This is a genomic window from Thalassotalea profundi (assembly GCF_014653195.1).
Classification (GTDB): domain Bacteria; phylum Pseudomonadota; class Gammaproteobacteria; order Enterobacterales; family Alteromonadaceae; genus Thalassotalea_B; species Thalassotalea_B profundi.
The window spans coordinates 1-18,256 of record NZ_BNAH01000008.1; the positions used below are offsets into that span (position 1 = coordinate 1).

Annotated in this window: 16 protein-coding genes and 1 riboswitch; of the genes, 9 read left to right on the plus strand and 7 right to left on the minus strand. The window is 34.9% G+C overall.

Going from position 1 to position 18,256, the window contains the following annotated elements; all coding sequences use genetic code 11:
• Positions 1 to 188: 188 nt before the first annotated feature.
• On the plus strand, positions 189 to 800 hold the full coding sequence (locus IE155_RS10600; RefSeq protein ID WP_189378238.1) for a hypothetical protein: 612 nt from the start codon (positions 189 to 191) through the stop codon (positions 798 to 800).
• 937 nt (positions 801 to 1,737) lie between these two features.
• Here the strand turns inward: IE155_RS10600 and IE155_RS10605 are convergent.
• From IE155_RS10605 to IE155_RS10615, 3 genes are read right to left on the minus strand one after another with little or no spacing between them, the layout of a single operon-like run.
• A complete protein-coding gene (locus IE155_RS10605; protein ID WP_189378239.1) occupies positions 1,738 to 3,111 on the minus strand; it encodes a sigma 54-interacting transcriptional regulator in 1,374 nt (457 codons plus the stop codon).
• Positions 3,108 to 3,683 carry a hypothetical protein gene (locus IE155_RS10610; protein ID WP_189378240.1) on the minus strand — a complete coding sequence of 192 codons (576 nt, stop codon included), beginning with the start codon at positions 3,681 to 3,683 and terminating at the stop codon, positions 3,108 to 3,110. The genes IE155_RS10605 and IE155_RS10610 overlap by 4 nt, the downstream gene beginning before the upstream one ends.
• A 2-nt stretch (positions 3,684 to 3,685) precedes the next feature.
• Entirely contained in the window at positions 3,686 to 5,176 is a 1,491-nt protein-coding gene (locus tag IE155_RS10615) for a sensor histidine kinase (protein WP_189378241.1), read from the minus strand.
• A 377-nt stretch (positions 5,177 to 5,553) separates the two neighbouring features.
• On the opposite strand from IE155_RS10615, the gene IE155_RS10620 reads away from it, so the two are divergent.
• From IE155_RS10620 to IE155_RS10650, 7 genes are all read left to right on the plus strand, one after another.
• Positions 5,554 to 5,844 (plus strand): EF-hand domain-containing protein, encoded by a 291-nt coding sequence (locus IE155_RS10620; RefSeq protein WP_189378242.1) that lies wholly within the window; start codon positions 5,554 to 5,556, stop codon positions 5,842 to 5,844.
• Positions 5,845 to 5,901: 57 nt separating this feature from the next.
• Positions 5,902 to 6,207, plus strand: coding sequence for a CREC-EF hand family protein (locus IE155_RS10625; RefSeq protein ID WP_189378243.1), 306 nt, complete (start codon positions 5,902 to 5,904; stop codon positions 6,205 to 6,207).
• 111 nt (positions 6,208 to 6,318) lie between these two features.
• Positions 6,319 to 6,666 (plus strand): hypothetical protein, encoded by a 348-nt coding sequence (locus IE155_RS10630; protein ID WP_189378244.1) that lies wholly within the window; start codon positions 6,319 to 6,321, stop codon positions 6,664 to 6,666.
• A gap of 262 nt (positions 6,667 to 6,928) precedes the next feature.
• Positions 6,929 to 9,589 carry an aminopeptidase N gene (pepN, locus tag IE155_RS10635; RefSeq protein ID WP_189378384.1) on the plus strand — a complete coding sequence of 887 codons (2,661 nt, stop codon included), beginning with the start codon at positions 6,929 to 6,931 and terminating at the stop codon, positions 9,587 to 9,589.
• 477 nt (positions 9,590 to 10,066) lie between these two features.
• Positions 10,067 to 10,441 (plus strand): BlaI/MecI/CopY family transcriptional regulator, encoded by a 375-nt coding sequence (locus IE155_RS10640; protein WP_189378245.1) that lies wholly within the window; start codon positions 10,067 to 10,069, stop codon positions 10,439 to 10,441.
• Positions 10,442 to 11,752 carry a M56 family metallopeptidase gene (locus IE155_RS10645; RefSeq protein ID WP_189378246.1) on the plus strand — a complete coding sequence of 437 codons (1,311 nt, stop codon included), beginning with the start codon at positions 10,442 to 10,444 and terminating at the stop codon, positions 11,750 to 11,752.
• A gap of 249 nt (positions 11,753 to 12,001) precedes the next feature.
• Positions 12,002 to 12,154 (plus strand): hypothetical protein, encoded by a 153-nt coding sequence (locus IE155_RS10650; protein ID WP_189378247.1) that lies wholly within the window; start codon positions 12,002 to 12,004, stop codon positions 12,152 to 12,154.
• Positions 12,155 to 12,256: 102 nt separating this feature from the next.
• On the opposite strand, the gene IE155_RS10655 is transcribed toward IE155_RS10650, so the two are convergent.
• From IE155_RS10655 to IE155_RS10665, 3 genes are all read right to left on the minus strand, one after another.
• The gene (locus IE155_RS10655; protein ID WP_189378248.1) at positions 12,257 to 13,888 is read right to left on the minus strand and encodes a methyl-accepting chemotaxis protein; all 1,632 of its coding nucleotides are present in this window, start codon (positions 13,886 to 13,888) and stop codon (positions 12,257 to 12,259) included.
• Between the two features lie 178 nt (positions 13,889 to 14,066).
• On the minus strand, positions 14,067 to 14,588 hold the full coding sequence (locus IE155_RS10660; protein ID WP_189378249.1) for a hypothetical protein: 522 nt from the start codon (positions 14,586 to 14,588) through the stop codon (positions 14,067 to 14,069).
• Between the two features lie 133 nt (positions 14,589 to 14,721).
• Positions 14,722 to 16,113, minus strand: coding sequence for a Na+/H+ antiporter NhaC family protein (locus IE155_RS10665; protein WP_229817221.1), 1,392 nt, complete (start codon positions 16,111 to 16,113; stop codon positions 14,722 to 14,724).
• A 163-nt stretch (positions 16,114 to 16,276) separates the two neighbouring features.
• Here IE155_RS10665 and IE155_RS10670 point away from each other — a divergent pair, with 163 nt between their 5' ends.
• Positions 16,277 to 16,555, plus strand: a complete 279-nt coding sequence (locus tag IE155_RS10670; RefSeq protein WP_189378250.1) for a hypothetical protein — start codon at positions 16,277 to 16,279, stop codon at positions 16,553 to 16,555.
• A gap of 11 nt (positions 16,556 to 16,566) precedes the next feature.
• Here IE155_RS10670 and fliB read toward each other — a convergent pair whose 3' ends face one another.
• A complete protein-coding gene (gene fliB, locus IE155_RS10675) occupies positions 16,567 to 17,832 on the minus strand; it encodes a flagellin lysine-N-methylase (RefSeq protein ID WP_189378251.1) in 1,266 nt (421 codons plus the stop codon).
• Between the two features lie 139 nt (positions 17,833 to 17,971).
• A riboswitch (cobalamin riboswitch) is annotated at positions 17,972 to 18,185 on the plus strand.
• The last annotated feature ends 71 nt before the right edge of the window (positions 18,186 to 18,256 follow it).

The window sequence follows — 18,256 nt, forward strand, 5'->3', positions numbered from 1 at the left end:
TGGTTGCAGCCAAAGCTTGGGCCTCACTTTACCTAAACTGGTTTTAAAAAAGAACATGGATGTGGGTGTTATTATCCATACAAAGTGTTCAACTGGACCCAGCTACGCTGGGCCAGTTAACACGGCGTTAGGCAACTATGTTAAGTAAAGAAGCATATTTAGAGCAGACAGAAGACGCAGTAAGGAAAATGTTTCAAGTAGTTCAAGAATACCGAGAACTATTTAGAAGCTCTTTATCCCCAGTTGCAGTACTTCGGTATTCGAATGAAGAAGACTTTGATGAAGAGTATGAGAAATGGCGTTCTTCTCCAGAAATAGAAAAAAAGTTTGCTGCGGCTCAATTGGCTAAAGAAGAGTTGGATGGAAAGTTGTTTTCTTTGCATGTCGTCGCGGGATCAATACTGCAAATCGCATATCAAGCTATTGCGATGTACCAAGACGAACAGGAACTCGAAGAGCGTTATCAAAATTTACTTGATGGAATGCGAAAAGTTGGGAATGGCGCCAAAAAGTTTTTCGCCGGTAGAGATGTAAGGAATGTCCCGCTAGGCTTGGTCGTTTTCGCTGGGCGAAATCAATATAACCATTTAGATGCAGGCTCTGATCTAATGGTTCTCAACCGAAATATATTTAGAGCTTTATCCCATTATGAAAAAGAAGAATATAATTATGTAAACCCAGCATTTGATTTACAAAATGACAATCTTCTTAGTTATTCGTCAAATATATTAAGTGCCTTAGAATGGGATTCCTTTGAACAGTATCAAAGTGATATCAAGAATTTGCTAAACGTTGCCTAACAAGTTACTTAAAAGGACGCTGAACGCTTGGCTTGCGCTCCTTCGTCGCTATTTTAGCCAACCATTTTTTGCCTGTTAAATAGGCGTTGGTACCTCAAGGAGTGAGCTATGAGTTTTGAGTTAATTTTCTTCTCTATTTTTATTCCATTTTGTTTATTCATATTTTATTCATTTGCTAAAAGTAGTGGTTGGTCAAAACGTAGTGAGAAATATAAAAACAAGTAAGAATTTAAAGGTGTAATAATCAAAAATATTACTGCAAACTTTAAAAGCAACAATTACAGCAATGTAATCTTAAATATTGGCTTTAATGATCAATTCATGCACTTATCAATTAATTCTTTTTTTAAGCTTATTACGCCAAACTTACTTATTCCCATTCATGATGTTTTTTTCTAAAGCAAAAGGTAATTTGATATTCAAATTTAAAATAGAGTTTAAAGAATATCCTGACATATTCATTTGTATAACAAAAAGAAATGCCAAAAAATTAGGAATTGAGGTATAACAAGAGACTATGGCTCACTTGTGAAAATTTTATAGTTTCTATCTCACTTTGGGGGTGATTGCGCCTTAGACTTAATACTCTAAATCCGTTTGAAATTTAAATGATTCTTATGTCCGCTTTGGGGATTTAAGATCTAACACCATGCAAAGGTTTTAATCATAATTTTAGTTGTAAATGGATGTGAATTTTAATTGAAATATGAAGCTTTAGGACCTCTGAACTGCCGTTAATATTTAAAAGCTAATGTCAGCAATTGGCTAATTGCTGTTATTAAAAGCTTAACGGTCAGTGACTGCTTCTCGCTCCTAACTGTCTGTCATGTTAAGCCTAACTTTACTAAGTAAAACGGTCAGATCAAATATGAGCTACTACACAAAATTTAATCTGATTAGTGTGGTTGGTAGTCGATGCCAACGAATGGTTAACGGATTATTCTTCCCGAAATGCTTCAGCATTCAAATGATGCTTATTAAGTAACTTATAAAATTCTGTTCGGTTTCTTTGTGCTATTTTAGCGGCTTGCGATACATTACCTGTGGTGGTTTTTAACAAGGTAGCTAAGTAGTCTCGTTCAAATTGATCACGGGCTTCTTGGAAAGAAGGCTGTTGAGTAGGGGCTTCACGCAGTGCGTTTCTCACTAATGATTCACTAATTATTGACTCTGTTGATAACGCAACGCTTTGCTCAACGACATTTTGTAATTGTCTGATGTTTCCTGGCCAAGGGGCGCTAATAAGTATTTCCATAGCGCTTTGGCTAAAGCCATTTACTTGGTTGGTTGTGCGCCCTGATGTTTGACTTAAAAAATGCTGGGCGAGTAGAGGAATATCTTCGCGTCTGTCTGACAGTGGCGGCAGGATTAATTCAACTACGTTTAAGCGATAGTATAAATCCTCTCTAAAGTTTTGTTCTTTAATGGCTTTTTGCAGGTTTTTGTGGGTGGCTGCTATTATACGCACATCAACTTTTATTGAGCTGGTACTGCCAACTGGACGTACTTCTCGTTCTTGTAGAGCTCGTAATAATTTAACTTGGAAATTCATAGGCATGTCACCAATTTCATCGAGAAATAAGGTGCCGCCATCACTGGCTTCAAATAAGCCTATATGGTGTTGATCTGCGCCAGTAAATGCGCCTTTTTTATGGCCGAAAAGTTCAGACTCTAATAATTGTTCAGGAATTGCTGCACAGTTAATAGCGGTAAAAGGTTTGGTTCTACGTTCGCTAGCCTGATGAATAGCTTGTGCGAGTAACTCTTTACCCGTGCCACTTTGGCTATGAATTAATAAACTAAAGTCACTTTTCGCGACTTGATACGTTTGTTGTAATAAGGTTTCCATTACAGCGCTACGTGAAATAATTTTTTCCCGCCATGCATGTTCTGCTTGGTCATTGTTTCCATTATCTGAACGAGGTTGTAAGCGTATGGCTTGTTTTACAGTATCGAGTAACTCTTGGCTTTCAAACGGTTTAGTTAAAAAACTAAATACGCCTTGCTTGGTAGCACTGATAGCATCAGGAATAGTGCCGTGGGCGGTCATAATAATAACGGGTAAACTGGGATGTTGTTGGCGTATTTTTTCAAATAATGCCATACCGTCCATGCCTTCCATGCGTAAATCACTGATCACTAACTGCGGTTGAAAACTTTTTAAAATACCTAGGGCTTGTTTAGCGCTTTGCGCGGATTCAACTTCATAGTTTGCAGCATTTAGGCGTATGCCTAATAAACGTAATAAATTAGGATCGTCATCCACAATTAATATTTTTTCTTTTATATCGGTAGCTTCTATTATGTTCATAACGTTGTACCATGATCACTAATGGAACTTTCTATTTTTTTCAATTGTTCAATCTGTTGCTGTAGCTTTTGTGAGCGTTGTTCAAGCGCTTCAATTGACTGTTGTTGTACGGCCAATTGTTTTTTGTTTTCTGTATTGGTTTTCTCTTTGTTTATTAATTTATTTAACATCAACAATTGTTGATTTAGCTGATCTCTGAGCATAACAATAAAAGCGAGATCGCCTACATTGAATTGGGTTTGTGCTTCTTGAATTAATGCTTGTTGATTAAGTTTGGCCTTTGCAATATAAGGATTATGTATTGGCGAATTAGGTAAGCTATGTAAAAGCAATAAATGATACTCAGCCGTTTGATCGCCTTCGGATTCCTTAACTTGCTGCGCGTTAATTTCTTTCACTAACTCTTCATCATTAAGGCTTTTAATCCATAAATAATAACTTCCATAATATGAATACTCCGTATTTGTATCATTTTCTGCTGTACTGAGTATTTGGCAACCAGAAACTAGCATAATAAATGCTGATAATAGAGTGGCTCTTATAATTGTTACAGGGATAATAAGTGTGCTCATGATTAAGTTTTTTCCGAAGTAGGTATGCTGTTTAGCGACATTACTTTTGCTCTAGGTAATTTTATTGTAAAGGTGGTAAAACTAGGTGAAGTTGTATTACTTTCAATGCTAATACTGCCGTTTAAACGCATCAGTAACTCTTTGACAATAGTTAGTCCTAAACCACTACTTTTTATTTGACTGTTGTGCTTTGCGGGACCTTGGTAAAATGCATCAAATATTTTGCTATGAAGTGATGAAGCAATACCTGTACCTTGATCTGTTATTGTTAAATATAACGCGTGTTGTTCAACCCAAGCTTTTATTGTAATAGCACCTTTGTCTGGTGAAAACTTAATAGCATTTGATAATAAATTATCTAATATTACACTTAATTGCTTACTATTACATTGCAAAGAAATTTTACCAACATCCATATTAACTATTAGCTGTTTTCTTTTTATATCTAACACTCGTAAAGTTAAAGCTCGTTCTATTTCTGTTGTTAAATTAATAACCTCAGCGTCTTGTAAACTGGTGGAGTCGAGTACTATATTGAAATCTAGTAAGTCTTCAATTAAACGTTGTAATCGATTAACACTTGTACGAATTATATGGGTAATTTCTTGTTGATCGTTATTTAATGGACCAACACTTTTATCATAAATTAATTCTGTACCTTCTCTAATTGCAGCTAAAGGTGTTTTTAGTTCATGAGAAATATGACGAATAAAACTCGATTTTTGTAGCTCTAATGCATGTAATCTACTACGCATTGTTTCTAATGCATCAGCTATTTCTTCTATTTCTATAGAACCATCAACAGTAATTGATTGTTGAAAGTTACCTTGCTCTAGTAATTTTATTTTACCGAGTAATACCTTTAGAGGGAGGGTAATTAATACTATAAACACACCTGCAATTAATAAAGTTATTGGGATGATCAGCAAACTAAATAACATGGTTCTTTTAACATGGTTAGCCGATGCTTCCATAGCGTTAGCACGTTGATTTATAACTTCATTCGTATGTAATGATAGTTGCTGGTTAACTTGAGCTAGTTGCTTGAAGAGGCTTTGCACTGTGTCTAAGCTTAATGAATCAGCCGCTGTTGATTGTATTAAAGAATCTATTTCATTGACTTTATTTGTGAACTGTTCAATCAGTAAAGGAAATTGTTCATCACTATAACGGCTAAACTCTTGAGATAATAGATTTATTAGTTCTTGCTTTTCCTCTACGTATTGTGTGAGTAGTTCTTGCTCTTTTAATACTACAAACTGACTTGCAAATCGTTCTAATCGTGTAAGTGTTTGGCTTAGCTTACGGTTATTTTCAACTAATTCCGCTACATTAAAAATGGCCGTTGTTCCTTGCTGAGAAAGGCTATTTACTTGATTTGCGCTATATAAAAATGCAAAAACTAAAGGAAAGGCGACTAAACCAAACCCCATCAGTGTAAGGGTTTTAATTGACACATGATAAAACGATAATTTTTTAATTAGTTGTTGCATTTATAAATATGCTTCTTAGTTGAAATCTCATTTCCATGTATAGATTTAACCCTGTTTAGCTTGGATAAACAACATTGTCTCAAATTAGCGACAGTGTTTACCAATAAAAATATTGCTTGTTACTTATTGTTTTATATAGCTAATTTAAAAATTGATCTTAGCTAGGGGTAATGAACTTAAATTGAAAAATATTTACTGTTGCTTATTGGCGACACTTTAAACCACTGTTTAAATGTAAACTCTTTATTAATCAGTAAGTTACAAAGTTGGCACATTGACTGCTATACCTATGATGACAGTACAAAAACTTACTACGTTTATCCTAAGGTACTTAATCCTAAGGTAATTACGTTAACTACAAATGAAGGAAGATAAATATGTTTAGTTTAAAGAAAGTTACCCTAGTTGTTGTTAGTTCATTAGTTGCTACTTTACATGTAGGTGCAACGGAGCCTGTGAAAGTTACAGAAGAGATGCCAACAATTGCGAAAGTCGACTTAACATCATTATTAAGCCAATTTGACAATGATAATAATGGTTTGCTTAGCAAAGCTGAAGTAGCTGTAAGTAAAAACAAAATTTTATTAGATAATTTTGATGAAATTGACGCAAACAATGATGGCGGTTTAAGTGAAAATGAACTTGCTTCATTTGATACTGAAAGCTAAGTAAAGATTAATTAAAAAGTACGTTATTTGTTAATGAAAATATGAAGGAATGTAAATATGTTTAATTTAAAAAAAGTTACCCTAGTTGTTATTAGTTCATTAGTTGCTACTTTTTCTGTTAACGCCAATGAGCCTGTAAAAGTTGCAAAGGAAGTTGACGCCGTAGCGATCGACACTGTAGCAAAAGTAAATCTTACCTCATTTTTAAGTCAATTTGATAATGACAATAATGGTTTATTAAGCAAAGAAGAAGTTGCGATTAGTAAAAACAAAGTATTAATAGACAACTTTGATGACATTGACGTAAATAATGATGGCGGTTTAAGTGAAAAAGAACTTGCCTCATTTGATCTTAAAAGCTAGAGGCATTTAATTCATACGCTATTTAGCGTTGATTAGACACAGTCTGTTCACTACTTTGCCAGTTACTGCCCCCCCAACTAAGTAACTGGCTTTTTTATAAGGTATTAATAAATGATAAAGTCAGCTTTTTCTCAGCAATCAATAAGCAGATATATCCAATTAGATGATTGGATATTTGAAGTTAAAGCAGTTAGAGCTTTACGAGTAAAAGACTATGGACAGCCTTATTCAGCAATTGCCAATATAAATATTAATGGCAATAATGCTTATATCGATGGACTGATGAGCCGTGAACAAGAACAATTTACTCGGCAAGACTTCAATACTGTAATAGATTTTTGCCGTAACTTATCGTTAGATACTGCGTGTTTTGATCGTTTTAAAAACGGAGACCTAGTATCAGAAGTGGTGAATTTAAAAAAACAAAGTACGGCAATGTTGTTTCAATTAGCAAATTAAAAAACTGTCGTTATTTTTTTAGTTACTCAGCTATTATATTTGTGCGTATATCTTTCCAAAGAGACGAACGTGCTGATAAATAAGTCAGCCGCTCTTCCTTTATCTACGATTACTATTATTCTATAGTAGTCCACGCTATTCTGAATAGATCATCTAAAGGCTCTGCAGTTAACAATCTATTAAGTTCAACACGTAATAGCCCAAAATTATCCTAATCAATTTTATAAAATCATAGGAAGTCCTTGTGAAATCATCCATTTTGATGATTCTTGCCTCAACACTTTTATTGAGTGCATGTAATCAAGCCAGTAATAACGCTAATAATATCGAAGCTAAAACCCAATCATCTACTTCTACTTTTGTTGCTCGTGCAAACGATGCTTATTTAAGTGAAGAGCAAGCAATGAAACGCTCTAGCCGAGTGTCTGATGTTGATTATAAATTAACATTTGAACTTACAGGCGAAGAAAGCTTTAGTGCTACTTCAGTAATAAACTTTGCCCTGAATGATGCATCAACACCTTTAACTCTTGACTTAAATGAAGCTAACATTAGTAAGCTTATTGTTAATGGTAATGAAGTTAATGCTGATTATAATAACTGGTTTATCACTTTAGCCGCAGAAAACTTACAAAAAGGTAAAAACTCAGTCGAAGTCAATTTTACCCGTAAACACAGCACTGATGGTGAAGGATTACACCGTTTTACCGATCCTGTTGACGGCAAAGTGTATTTATATTCTCATTTTGAACCTGCAGCCGCACAGCAAATGTTTGCTTTATTTGATCAACCAGATCTTAAAGCTAATTATCAGATGACAGTAACATCTCCAACGGATTGGCACGTATTTTCAGCGATGAAGGAGACACGCGTAGAAATTAAAGGTGATAAAAAGGTTTGGTATTTTGATCGTACCTTAAAATTAAGTCCTTATAACTTCTCGTTACATGCGGGACCTTATCATAAGTGGGAAGATACTAGTGGTAAATATCCGTTAAGATTATTTGTAAGACAATCAGTTGAAAAGCAAGTAGTTCCAAGTGATTGGTTTAATTATACCCATAAAGGCTTAGCTTTTTTTGAAGATTATTACGGTATTGATTACCCCTTTAGAAAGTACGATCAAGTTTTAGTGCCTGATTTTATTTATGGGGCAATGGAGAATGCCGCCGCAATTACTTTTGGTGAAGGCGGGTTTTTAACAAATGGTGAAATGAGCCAAAGTCAAAAACAACGTTTAGCTAGTGTCATTATGCATGAAATGGCACATCAATGGTTTGGTAATTTAGTGACCATGAAGTGGTGGAATGGCTTATGGTTAAATGAAAGTTTTGCTGCCTTCATGGCAACGTTAGCAACTGCCGAAGCCACAGAGTTTGATAATGCATGGCGTTCTTTTTATGCATACGGCAAACAATCTGCTTATCGCCAAGATCAACAAATAACCACACATCCTATTGAAGTACCTATTCCTTCATCAGCAAATGCTTTTGATAATATTGATGCGATTACTTATTCAAAAGGGGCATCAACATTAAATCAACTGCGCCATCTATTAGGTGAAACTGATTTTAGACGTGGTATTCACAATTACCTAGCCAAAAATGCTTATCAAAATGCTGAATTAGACGACTTTATTGAAAGTTTAGCTGATGCTTCAGGTAAAAACCTTGATAACTGGAAACAAGAGTGGCTCTATAAAGCAGGTGTAAACACCATTCAAAGTAATTTTAGTTGTGAAAATGGTAAAATTACCCAGTTTAATTTATTACAATCTGCAGATGAAAATTTCCCGACATTACGTGAGCAACATGTTCAAGTTGCATTATTCTCATCGGATACGAATGGTGTGAATTTAATAAAAAATGTTGCAGTTACATACAGTGGTAACTCAACATCTGTTGATGTTTTAATCGGTAGTGATTGCCCTGATATGGTGTATCCAAATTATCAAGATTGGGGTTTTGTAAAAGTAAATTTAGATAGTACTTCTTTTGAAACGGCTAAAAATAACTTAAACAAAGTATCAGACCCGTTACTACGTTCAATGTTATGGCAAGCATTATGGGATAGTGTGCGCGATGGTCAATTACCATTAAACGACTTTATTGATACTGCCATTGTGAATGCACCTTTAGAAACAGATTATACATTGTTAGGCCAGGCTTTGTCTCAACTTGGACAAAGTGCGTCTTACATAAAAGGCATTTATGGATTAGATCATGCTTATGTTAAAACTACAATGCAACGCCTTGAAAAAATGGCTTGGGACAATACGTTAGCCAATACGAAAGATACCAATAAGCTACGCCGTTGGTTTGGTTATTATCAAGCGTTTGCAACTTCTGAAAAAGGCTTGAATACCTTAGTTGCATTATTAAATGGTGAACAAAGCATTGATAATTTAACGATAAACCAAGATTTACGTTGGAGTATTATTCGCCATTTAAATCGTTATCAGCACCCTCAAGCTATAGCATTACTTGAGCAAGAGCAACAAGCTGATAGCTCAGATACTGGAGTTAAATCAGCTATCGCAGCTCAAGTCATTCGACCTGATGCTAAAGTAAAAGCGCAGTGGTTAGCCAATATTCATGCGACAGAAAATGCTATGCCATATGCAAAACTGCGTTCGGCAATGGGGTCTATGTATCCGTCTGAACAAACAGCCTTAAATGAAGTTACAGCGGATAGTCGCATCGCATCATTGGCAGAAGTAGACAAATTACATGATCATGTATTTATGCGTACGTATGCCGGTACTATGATCCCAACAAGTTGTACTACTAAAAGTGTAGAGCGTTTGGCAAAGGCAATTGCTGACAATAAAGAACTGTCAACGGGTACGCGAAGAGCATTATTGGTGGCTCATCAAAACAATAAACGTTGTTTGGTGATCAAAGATAAGATTTCCATTCAATAAGACGTAGCTTTCCCTAGAAAATTAAGAAAGTATAGCTAAAAGCCGTAATGTATATTACGGCTTTTTGATTTTTTCAGTTGAGGAATAACTAGGTATAGGTAAGTTGTTCAGTAAAAGTAAAAGTAAAAAATAAATCCAAAGGGCGGCGTTAATATAGACACCACTAGAAAAGCAATTTCAATAAAATCAATGAAAATCTAATAATAAAATGGCAAGCATAGCTAAAAAATGAACGTCCATTTCTCACCGATATGCTTAAAAAGAAGTCTTCAACAATCTATTCATTTTCAGAATAATTAAAACCATCGAAAAAGCAGTTGCACTAATAAGTGCAGCAAAAGCCATTGAAGTAACTGTTACTGTTTCTAATAATATTAGGTGCATATTTAAATTTGAAGATTAATTTTAATTGTTGACATCTCTACAGTTGTAGATATTATTATCTACAACTGTAGAGATGTGTTGCTAAGGTGTTGTATGTCGTTATCAGATTTTGAATTAGAGGTTATGCAATTATTTTGGGAAATTTGTGAAGCTAGCGCACCTCAAATACATAAAATAATTATGCAAAAGCGAGATGTGAAATATTCAACGGTTAAAACAATTATTGATAGGCTAGAAAAAAAAGATGCGATAAAACGCAGCAGATCTGAAGGACGAACAATTTATTATTTACCCGTGATGGAGAAACAGAATGTGCGCACTCCTTTAATTAAGGATTTCATTAATAGGGTGTTTTTAGGGAAGAGCCGACCGTTGGCTGCACACATTTTAGCGCAGGAAGATTTAGATTTAGAAGATATTGAATACCTAGAAGCCGTTTTAAAAGAAAGAAAAAAGGATATTAAGTAAATGGAAAGTTACTTCTATGCAAATATTGCTATTTCTACCCTTGTATTAGTCCTCATTAAATATGGTAAAGGGTCTAATAATGCTAATTATTATCTAACGTTGGCAGCTATTATTGCGTGGTTTATACCTTACTCGCTAATTGCACAATTAATACCTGATCAAGTATTAGCAGAGCCTACCATTATTTCATTATCAAAAGTGAATTCAATAATTGTAAATGATGATGTTTCAAAATCGATCATAAATATTGGAGTGTTTGTTAAATGGTTACTATGGAGCCTTTTAAGTGTTGGTATTCTAATTTTTGCAAAGCAAATGATACAAATTATTTCTTGTCAGAGACGCATTATGGCAGAGCCTTCGCTTGCTTACAGCAGCGAACTAAGTGATAAACACAAAGTTAATATATTTTCATTAAATCAAGATAATAGTGGTTTTATTCTAGGAATATTTAACCCTGTGGTTATTATTTCTGACAAACTTTTAGAAAGTCAATTTCTTGATCTCATTATAGCCCACGAAAAGCAGCATATTAAAAGTTATGACAATCTAAGACTTTTCTTACTTGAGTTTTGTGGATGTGTATTTTGGTGGAATCCGTGGGTTCTAAAGCTTATTTCGGTCAATCGATTTTTAATTGAAGCAAGGTGTGACGAAAAGGCAAGTAAAACCTTCGGCGTTCATCAATATATTAAGGATCTTAGCTCGCTATTGTTGTTGAATCATTATCGGCATCATCAACGAGATATCAATAATGTTATGTGTTCTGTCATTTCGAGTGAAAAACATAATATCACAAGAATAAAATTACTTAAGGAGAGTAGGAAAATGACCATTAGAACAAAAATACTTTATAGCGTAATCACATTGTCGACATTAACTATGATGTCATGGAATACCATTGCTACGGCAATTAATAATGACAAACATGAAGCTCAACAAACTGAAATGAAAAGACTTGGTGCCTTGATGAATTTTGATATAACCGTTATTGATAGAACAGCTATTAATGGAATGGTAAGGGAAACCAGCTCGAATATAGTACTGTGGGTAGACTTTGATAAAAAGGCAGAATTTATGATCCATGACAAGTTTAAATTTAACCTTAATGTTAAAGATTTAGAAGAATTGGCATTTGTTGAAATTGAGTTAATCGAGATTAATAAATCGGCTGAAAACACCGTTGCTACGCCAAGGTTGGCCGTTAATTACAGTAAAGAAGCTATGATTGAAATTGATAATCCTGATATCAGTATTAATGCTTATGCTATCAAGTTCACTCCTTTAAAAACAACAAATCCAGAGGCTTAAGTATAAATTTAGTAAGTTAGATGAAGCCGTAATGTATATTACGGCTTTTTGTTTTATTACTCCTATATTTGTCTTGAGTTTTAGGCATGAAACCCAAAATGTTATAAAAATATAGGTAGAGTGTGTTGAAAAAATGGAATGGATAGCATTAGTTGAACATTACCCACCTATTTTATTTCATGTGATGAGTCTGTGTTTTTTATCTTGCTCATTTGGTTAATGTACAAGATAGTACTATGGGGTAAAGGTATGTCTAGAGGGGTATTCCTGTTCTTAGCTATCTTTCCTTTAATTGCTATTTTTCCTATCCCACCACCCGTATTTAAAAATGCAGAAAAGGCTAAACAAGAACAACGTAAGCGTAAAGAAGTTGGTGGCGAGCCTGATGAGGATACTATGTGAAGGGGCTACTTCAAAAATATTTCCGAGCACTTAGTTTTGTTTACCTAAGTACTCGGCAATATTGTTAGCACGCGTTGCTAATCATAAATAGTTATAAAAATGTTACGATAACTTAAAGAAGGCAACTTGTTTAAGTACTGACTCACTTTGCTCAGACATACTACTACTGGTAACTGCTGTTTGTTCAGATATGTTTGCTGTTGTATCCGTTAAGGTATGAATAGTATGCATATTTTTACTAATATCTTCAGCTACTGCTGATTGTTCTTCGGCGGCTGTTGCTATTTGTTGCGTTTGATCATTAACGGCATTTATCATTTCCATAATTTCTTTTAGCAAGCTGTTACTTTCTTCCATCTTGTCTTCAGCTTGTGCAGCTACATTTGTACTATCGGCCATCATACTTACTGCATTTTGCGCCGCTGAACGTAGCTGACCTAGCATGGTTTCAATTTCGTTGACCGAGCTATTTGAACGTTGTGCTAAAGTACGAACTTCATCGGCAACAACGGCAAAACCTCGGCCTTGTTCCCCTGCTCGGGCGGCTTCAATAGCTGCATTTAATGCTAATAAATTTGTTTGCTCTGAAATATTTCTGATCACATCTAAAATTGTTTCAATACGGCTAGATTCGCTTTGTAGTTGATCAACGACTTCTGAAGTTTTGTTTAACGTAGTTAATAGTTGAGTCACAGCGTCTTTAGTTTGCTCTGAGGCATCTAATCCACTATGTGCTAAGGTCATCATTCCGTCCGAAGCGGTTGCAGATTCAGCTGTATTCACAGCAATATTCTTACTGGTTACTGACAATTCTTCAATAGCAGTAACTGCTTGAGTTGTATGATCTGATACTTCATTTGTAGCAGCCTGAATGTGGGTATTAGCATCAAGTAATTCATTACTATGACGGTTAACATCATCAACAGATGTATGGATACTTGATAAGGTGCTATTAAGATGTGATATTGTGGCATCAAGTGTTCGGCTTAAGTCTGCTACTTCATCAGAGCCTTCAATTGATGAAAAATGAATAAGTTCCCCGCGTTGTAATGCATGGGCACTACGGTTTAAAATATTTAAGCCTTGCACAACTTTCTGTGAAAGGAAGTGGCTAAAAACAACGGCCAATGCAATAGTAATAATTATAGAAGAATAAAAAACGGTATCTGCAAACGCTATTGATTCTTGAGCTGATTTTTGTGCTGCATCTACTTCAGCAACATTGATCCGATCAAACTCTTTATAGAATGCGGTTAATGCATTATGGGAGTCAACAAATTCGCGATAAATTTCATATTCTGCTCTGTTATCAGGAGCAGTTTCCATTGCCTCTTTAAAGTGTACAGCTGCTTTTTCATAACGTTGAGAATTATTTTTTAAAGTGGTGAGTAAAGCGGGGTCTCCGCCGTAAGCATTAGTAATTTTTTGTATTAGCGGCATGGTTAATGACGCATTATGATCTATGCTTTGGATTAACTCCGGTGCCTGCTCTTTTAGGTTTAACAGGTAGATCACTTGTAAGCCTCTTACCCCCGATAAAATACCGTCTTGCGCTTGCTTAAGTTCACCACTAAGCTTTGTTACCATGAAATTTTGTTGGTAAAAGCGGTTGAAACTATCCGATATTTGGTTATTTGCTATTTTTATAAATGCCATGGCGGCAATAAATATTATGCATATAAAAGCCGATAAAAGTATAAATTTACTACGCATGGTAAGTTTGTTTAGCATCATTCAGATCCCGTTTACTCTAGTCTGGTTTTTATGAGCATAGCTTAAAATAAAAAATAAGCTATTGTCTTTTATCGAGAAAATGAAAAAAATATGAAGATGGATGCTTTAATACATTTATGTTATAAAATTTTGATTGTTAGAGGGGCAGGGAAAGTCAAAAAGTGGTCGGAATTATATATTATAAACCTAAGCTTTGTAATACCTCATCAATTTCTATGGTTGAGAATGCGGCACGATTTAATATGTGCTTTTTCTCGGTAGATAAATAACTTATATTTATTTTCCTTTCTTTAAAGGAAGAACCTAACGTGTCATCTAAAATTAAAGCGTGGGTGGCTATGTCTTTTAAATTTTCAATAAAGCGATTGACTTCATAAGGTGTGCTTAAGGTTATTTGATCTTCCTTAATATAGTAATCGACCGTTCTTACATTCCCATAGGTGGGCGATTGGTACTCGAAGACTTCGTGTTTAGTGCCAAAACCGGAAAAATTATGTAAGGTTAAAATAATCGATACATCTTGTTGCGTATTTACGGTTATTTGTAACTTATTTAAGCCATCTATGGTTTGTGCCGTCGTTAATTTATTGTTTTTAATGATATGCCATTGGCCGATAAATTTATCGGCCAATGCAGTACGGGGGCTGATTAAAAGCCAAACGATAACTAAAGTAAAAGCGGTTTTTACAGTTAAGGACATTTGCATCACTATTGAGTTGTACAAAAAATATAAACTAAATATAAAATAAATTTTCGAGCATGAATACGCGAATTTTGTAAGCGGGTTATTCAAGCCGTTAAAGCTTAGTTAACGGCTTTATATGTGGAAATTTTTATAAACCGATAAACACTAATCCACAAAGGATATAACTGATCATAGTTAAACCTCCAGCAAATAGTGCATAGGGCAACTGTGTTCGCACATGTTCAAGTAAGTCACAACCTGAGGCTACTGCACTAACTGCTGTAGTATCAGAAATAGGTGAACAATGATCGCCAAAGACGCCACCCCCTAATATGGCTGCTAATAGCAAAGGCGCGGGTAAATCTAAATTAATGACTAAAGGCATGCCTATTGGTATTAGTAAAGCAAATGTCCCCCATGATGTACCTGTAGTAAAAGACATTAAACCGCCTGCGAGAAATAACACCATAGGTACTAAAAATAAGGGAAGATTTTCAGCTACTAAGCCTGAAATAAAGGTACCTGTTCCTAATGTTTTTAAACTTGCGCCTAGCGCTAATGATAATAAAACAATCATCACTAATGGCAGTAATTCTGATATACCTTGAAAACCGATTTCTGTCATTTTTTTATGAGTAAAACGTTTGCTGCCTACCATCATGGCATAAGCAACAACACAAGCTAACGTTGTTGCATAGAGCACTGACTTTGAGCCAGAGCCTTGAATAAAGTCACCATTTCCAGTGATAAACATAAAAGCAACCATGGAAAAAGATAAGGTAATTAAAGGCAGTAACATATAACGCGGTTTACTTGCTGGCACATCTAATTCTAATTTTGTGGTACTTTTTTGCTGGTTTAATTCTGCTTCTTTTAACGGGCCATGAATTTTGTCTGTCCAACAAGTGTAAACAACAATGGTTAAAGTGATTAATGCATAAAAATTTAGCGGGATAGTTTGTATTAAAATTGATACTGCTGATTGGTTTAATTCATAACTACCTAATAGTCCTAAAACATAAGCTCCCCAACCATTAAGGAGTAATAAAATACAGATAGGTGCGCTGGTACTGTCAATAATATAGGCAAGACGTGCTCTACTCATACCAAACTTATCAAATAACCCCCGAGAAATAATCCCCGACATTAAGACACTTAAATTTGATTCAATAAAGATAACAACGCCCGTAAAAAAAGCTAAAAATCTTGAGCGTCTCGCACTACCACTTAGCCCTTTTTCTATTAAAATATTAACCGTTGCTGTAACCCCGCCAGATTGACGCATAAAAGCTAATAAAGCCCCTACTAGTAGTGAGAATACTAATATGCGGGTATTTCCATCAGATTGAAAAACGCTAATAATACGTTCAATCGTGGTGATGCCGAATTCGGCGAAAGGACTCGTTGAACTTGATGATGTTAGCAGAATTAAAAGTTCAGAACTCGCCATGGCGAGTAATAGTGCCAAGATAACTTCTTTTTTCCACAGAACAATGATAATCGCTAAAATAGGGGGGATAATGGAAATCCAATCAGACACAATAACTCCTAATCATTATTTTTATTATTTTGAGGCCTAATACCAATCGAGATAAGAAAGTGGTCACTTGTTTATACACAATGGTCTAGAATATTTGTTGATGATATATGGCTGAAATAGACACTACAACTTAAAGTTAAGTAAATAAACATTGGAGAGTACTTTGAGTAATGAAATAAATTGGTATTGTGTTGACTTAGGTGATGCAATTACCGCTACAACGCGTTTATTTAGCTTACAAGATCAGCTGACTACTATTTATCAACAATCAGATAATCGTGAGCAAATGCTGGCCCTATATCGCCATGAATCAGGAGAAATCCATTGTAAGGTAACGCTTTATATTAGCTCTGCATTCCAGCAAGCTTTATGCTTACCTGATGCAATCGCTTGTAAAGCGCCCCAACATAACGATTTAACCATACTCGTGGGTAAACTATAGTGCGACTATTTTTATTTTAATAAACTAAAAATGTCGCCTGCGCCATTGGTATTTGATTGTTCTAATTGCATTTCCATATTATCAACAAAATGGGCGTCATGTTGGCGTCTTCGGGCATAACTTTGGAATAATTGTATTAACCATTCTTGTGTTAATTCTCCCTGTTTTTCAGCTATTCCTGCAAGGTAAGTACGTTGCATGAATAGATCAACGCTCATAATCTTAAAAAACTGAAAGGGTGTTTTATCCAGATTAAACATAAATTGATTATGGAATAAGTAATATAGAATGTAATTAATTAAAATATGTTCTTTAGTGGCTAAAAATAAATCTACTTTTTTTTGTCCAGATTTAAAAATTTCAAAAAATAGATCTACGTCTTTTGCTTCAGGTTGCTTCAATTTACGCTGTTCGATAAGTTCAAATATGGGTGTTCTCACCTGATCAAAGCGCGTTTGTTTTTCTGAATGACTAGGGGTATTGCCCGCCTTTTTATATTGCAGAGATTCTTGGTCTAGTTTGTAATGTTGATTGGCAAACATTACATATTTGAATGATTCATTAAGTGATAAATCTTCATACATTTTACTAAAAGAACCATCGGCAGTCATTTCTTCTGCCGTAGCGAGAAATTCCTGTAACCTTAAAGGGTTATCAAGATGCTTTTCTCCTTGTTTCAACGACATTCCCATCGCAAATAAACGATGCTCAAGAGGTATCTGTTCAAATAAAACCACAGAAAAACAAAAATCTCTTAATATTGGCATCCAGGCTGGCAATGTTTTTTTGGTGTAACCACCGATAGTAATATGATTTAATCTTTGTAGCATTTTTTCACTTTGTTTAAAGGTGAATGCCGATGGGTTAAGTAAAACTGCTTCAGCTGCTGTAGGGCATGATATACTCATGCTAGCTTCTATTTGATCGCCAAACATTAATATACTTTTAGGGTAATTTTGGCACGTTTTGGGTAATGCTTCATGACCAATTTGTTTGTGAATCTCACACAACTTAGTGGTATCTAAAAAAGGACAATGATTATTGTCTTTTAATTTGATATTCCCCCAACTACTTTCAGACTGCCGAGTAAGTGACAAGTGTTCATTAGCTAGTTGGCGAACGATAATATTTTCATTTTTCTTTAGGTTTTTAAAGGCTTTTTTATCTACATTTATTTGCCAGCCCTGGCAACATGTATCAGCACATTCCGCGCCTATACAATTAAACTCGCTATAGAAGTTTGGAGTCATCATATTATATAAATCTTGTGTCGCCATAGTGTCAAAAACCTGTTTATAGTCGAAATATAGTAATAAGAAGCAATAATTACACCATAGCAAACCTCATCTACTATTGCCTATTTAATTAATGAGTAAATAGGTGATGATTTACTGTTATGTTGTGATCGTTATGTTAAACTATTCGCGTTTTTATGGTGCTTAAATTTTTATTCATTCAATTGATATAAAAAGAGCTTAAAAGGGAATGTGGTGCATATTTTTATAATCCCACAACTGTTCCCGCAACTGTAATTAGGGCTGAATTTACAAACCACTGACAATTAAGTTGGGAAGGGTAAATTTGGGGTATCTCTATAAGTCAGGAAACCTGCCATAACTTATTTGTAATAAAACGAAACCGTGCGGGTAACACGGGGATGTATTTAAAAGATTAATCATCATTTTTAAGCGAATAAAGTTC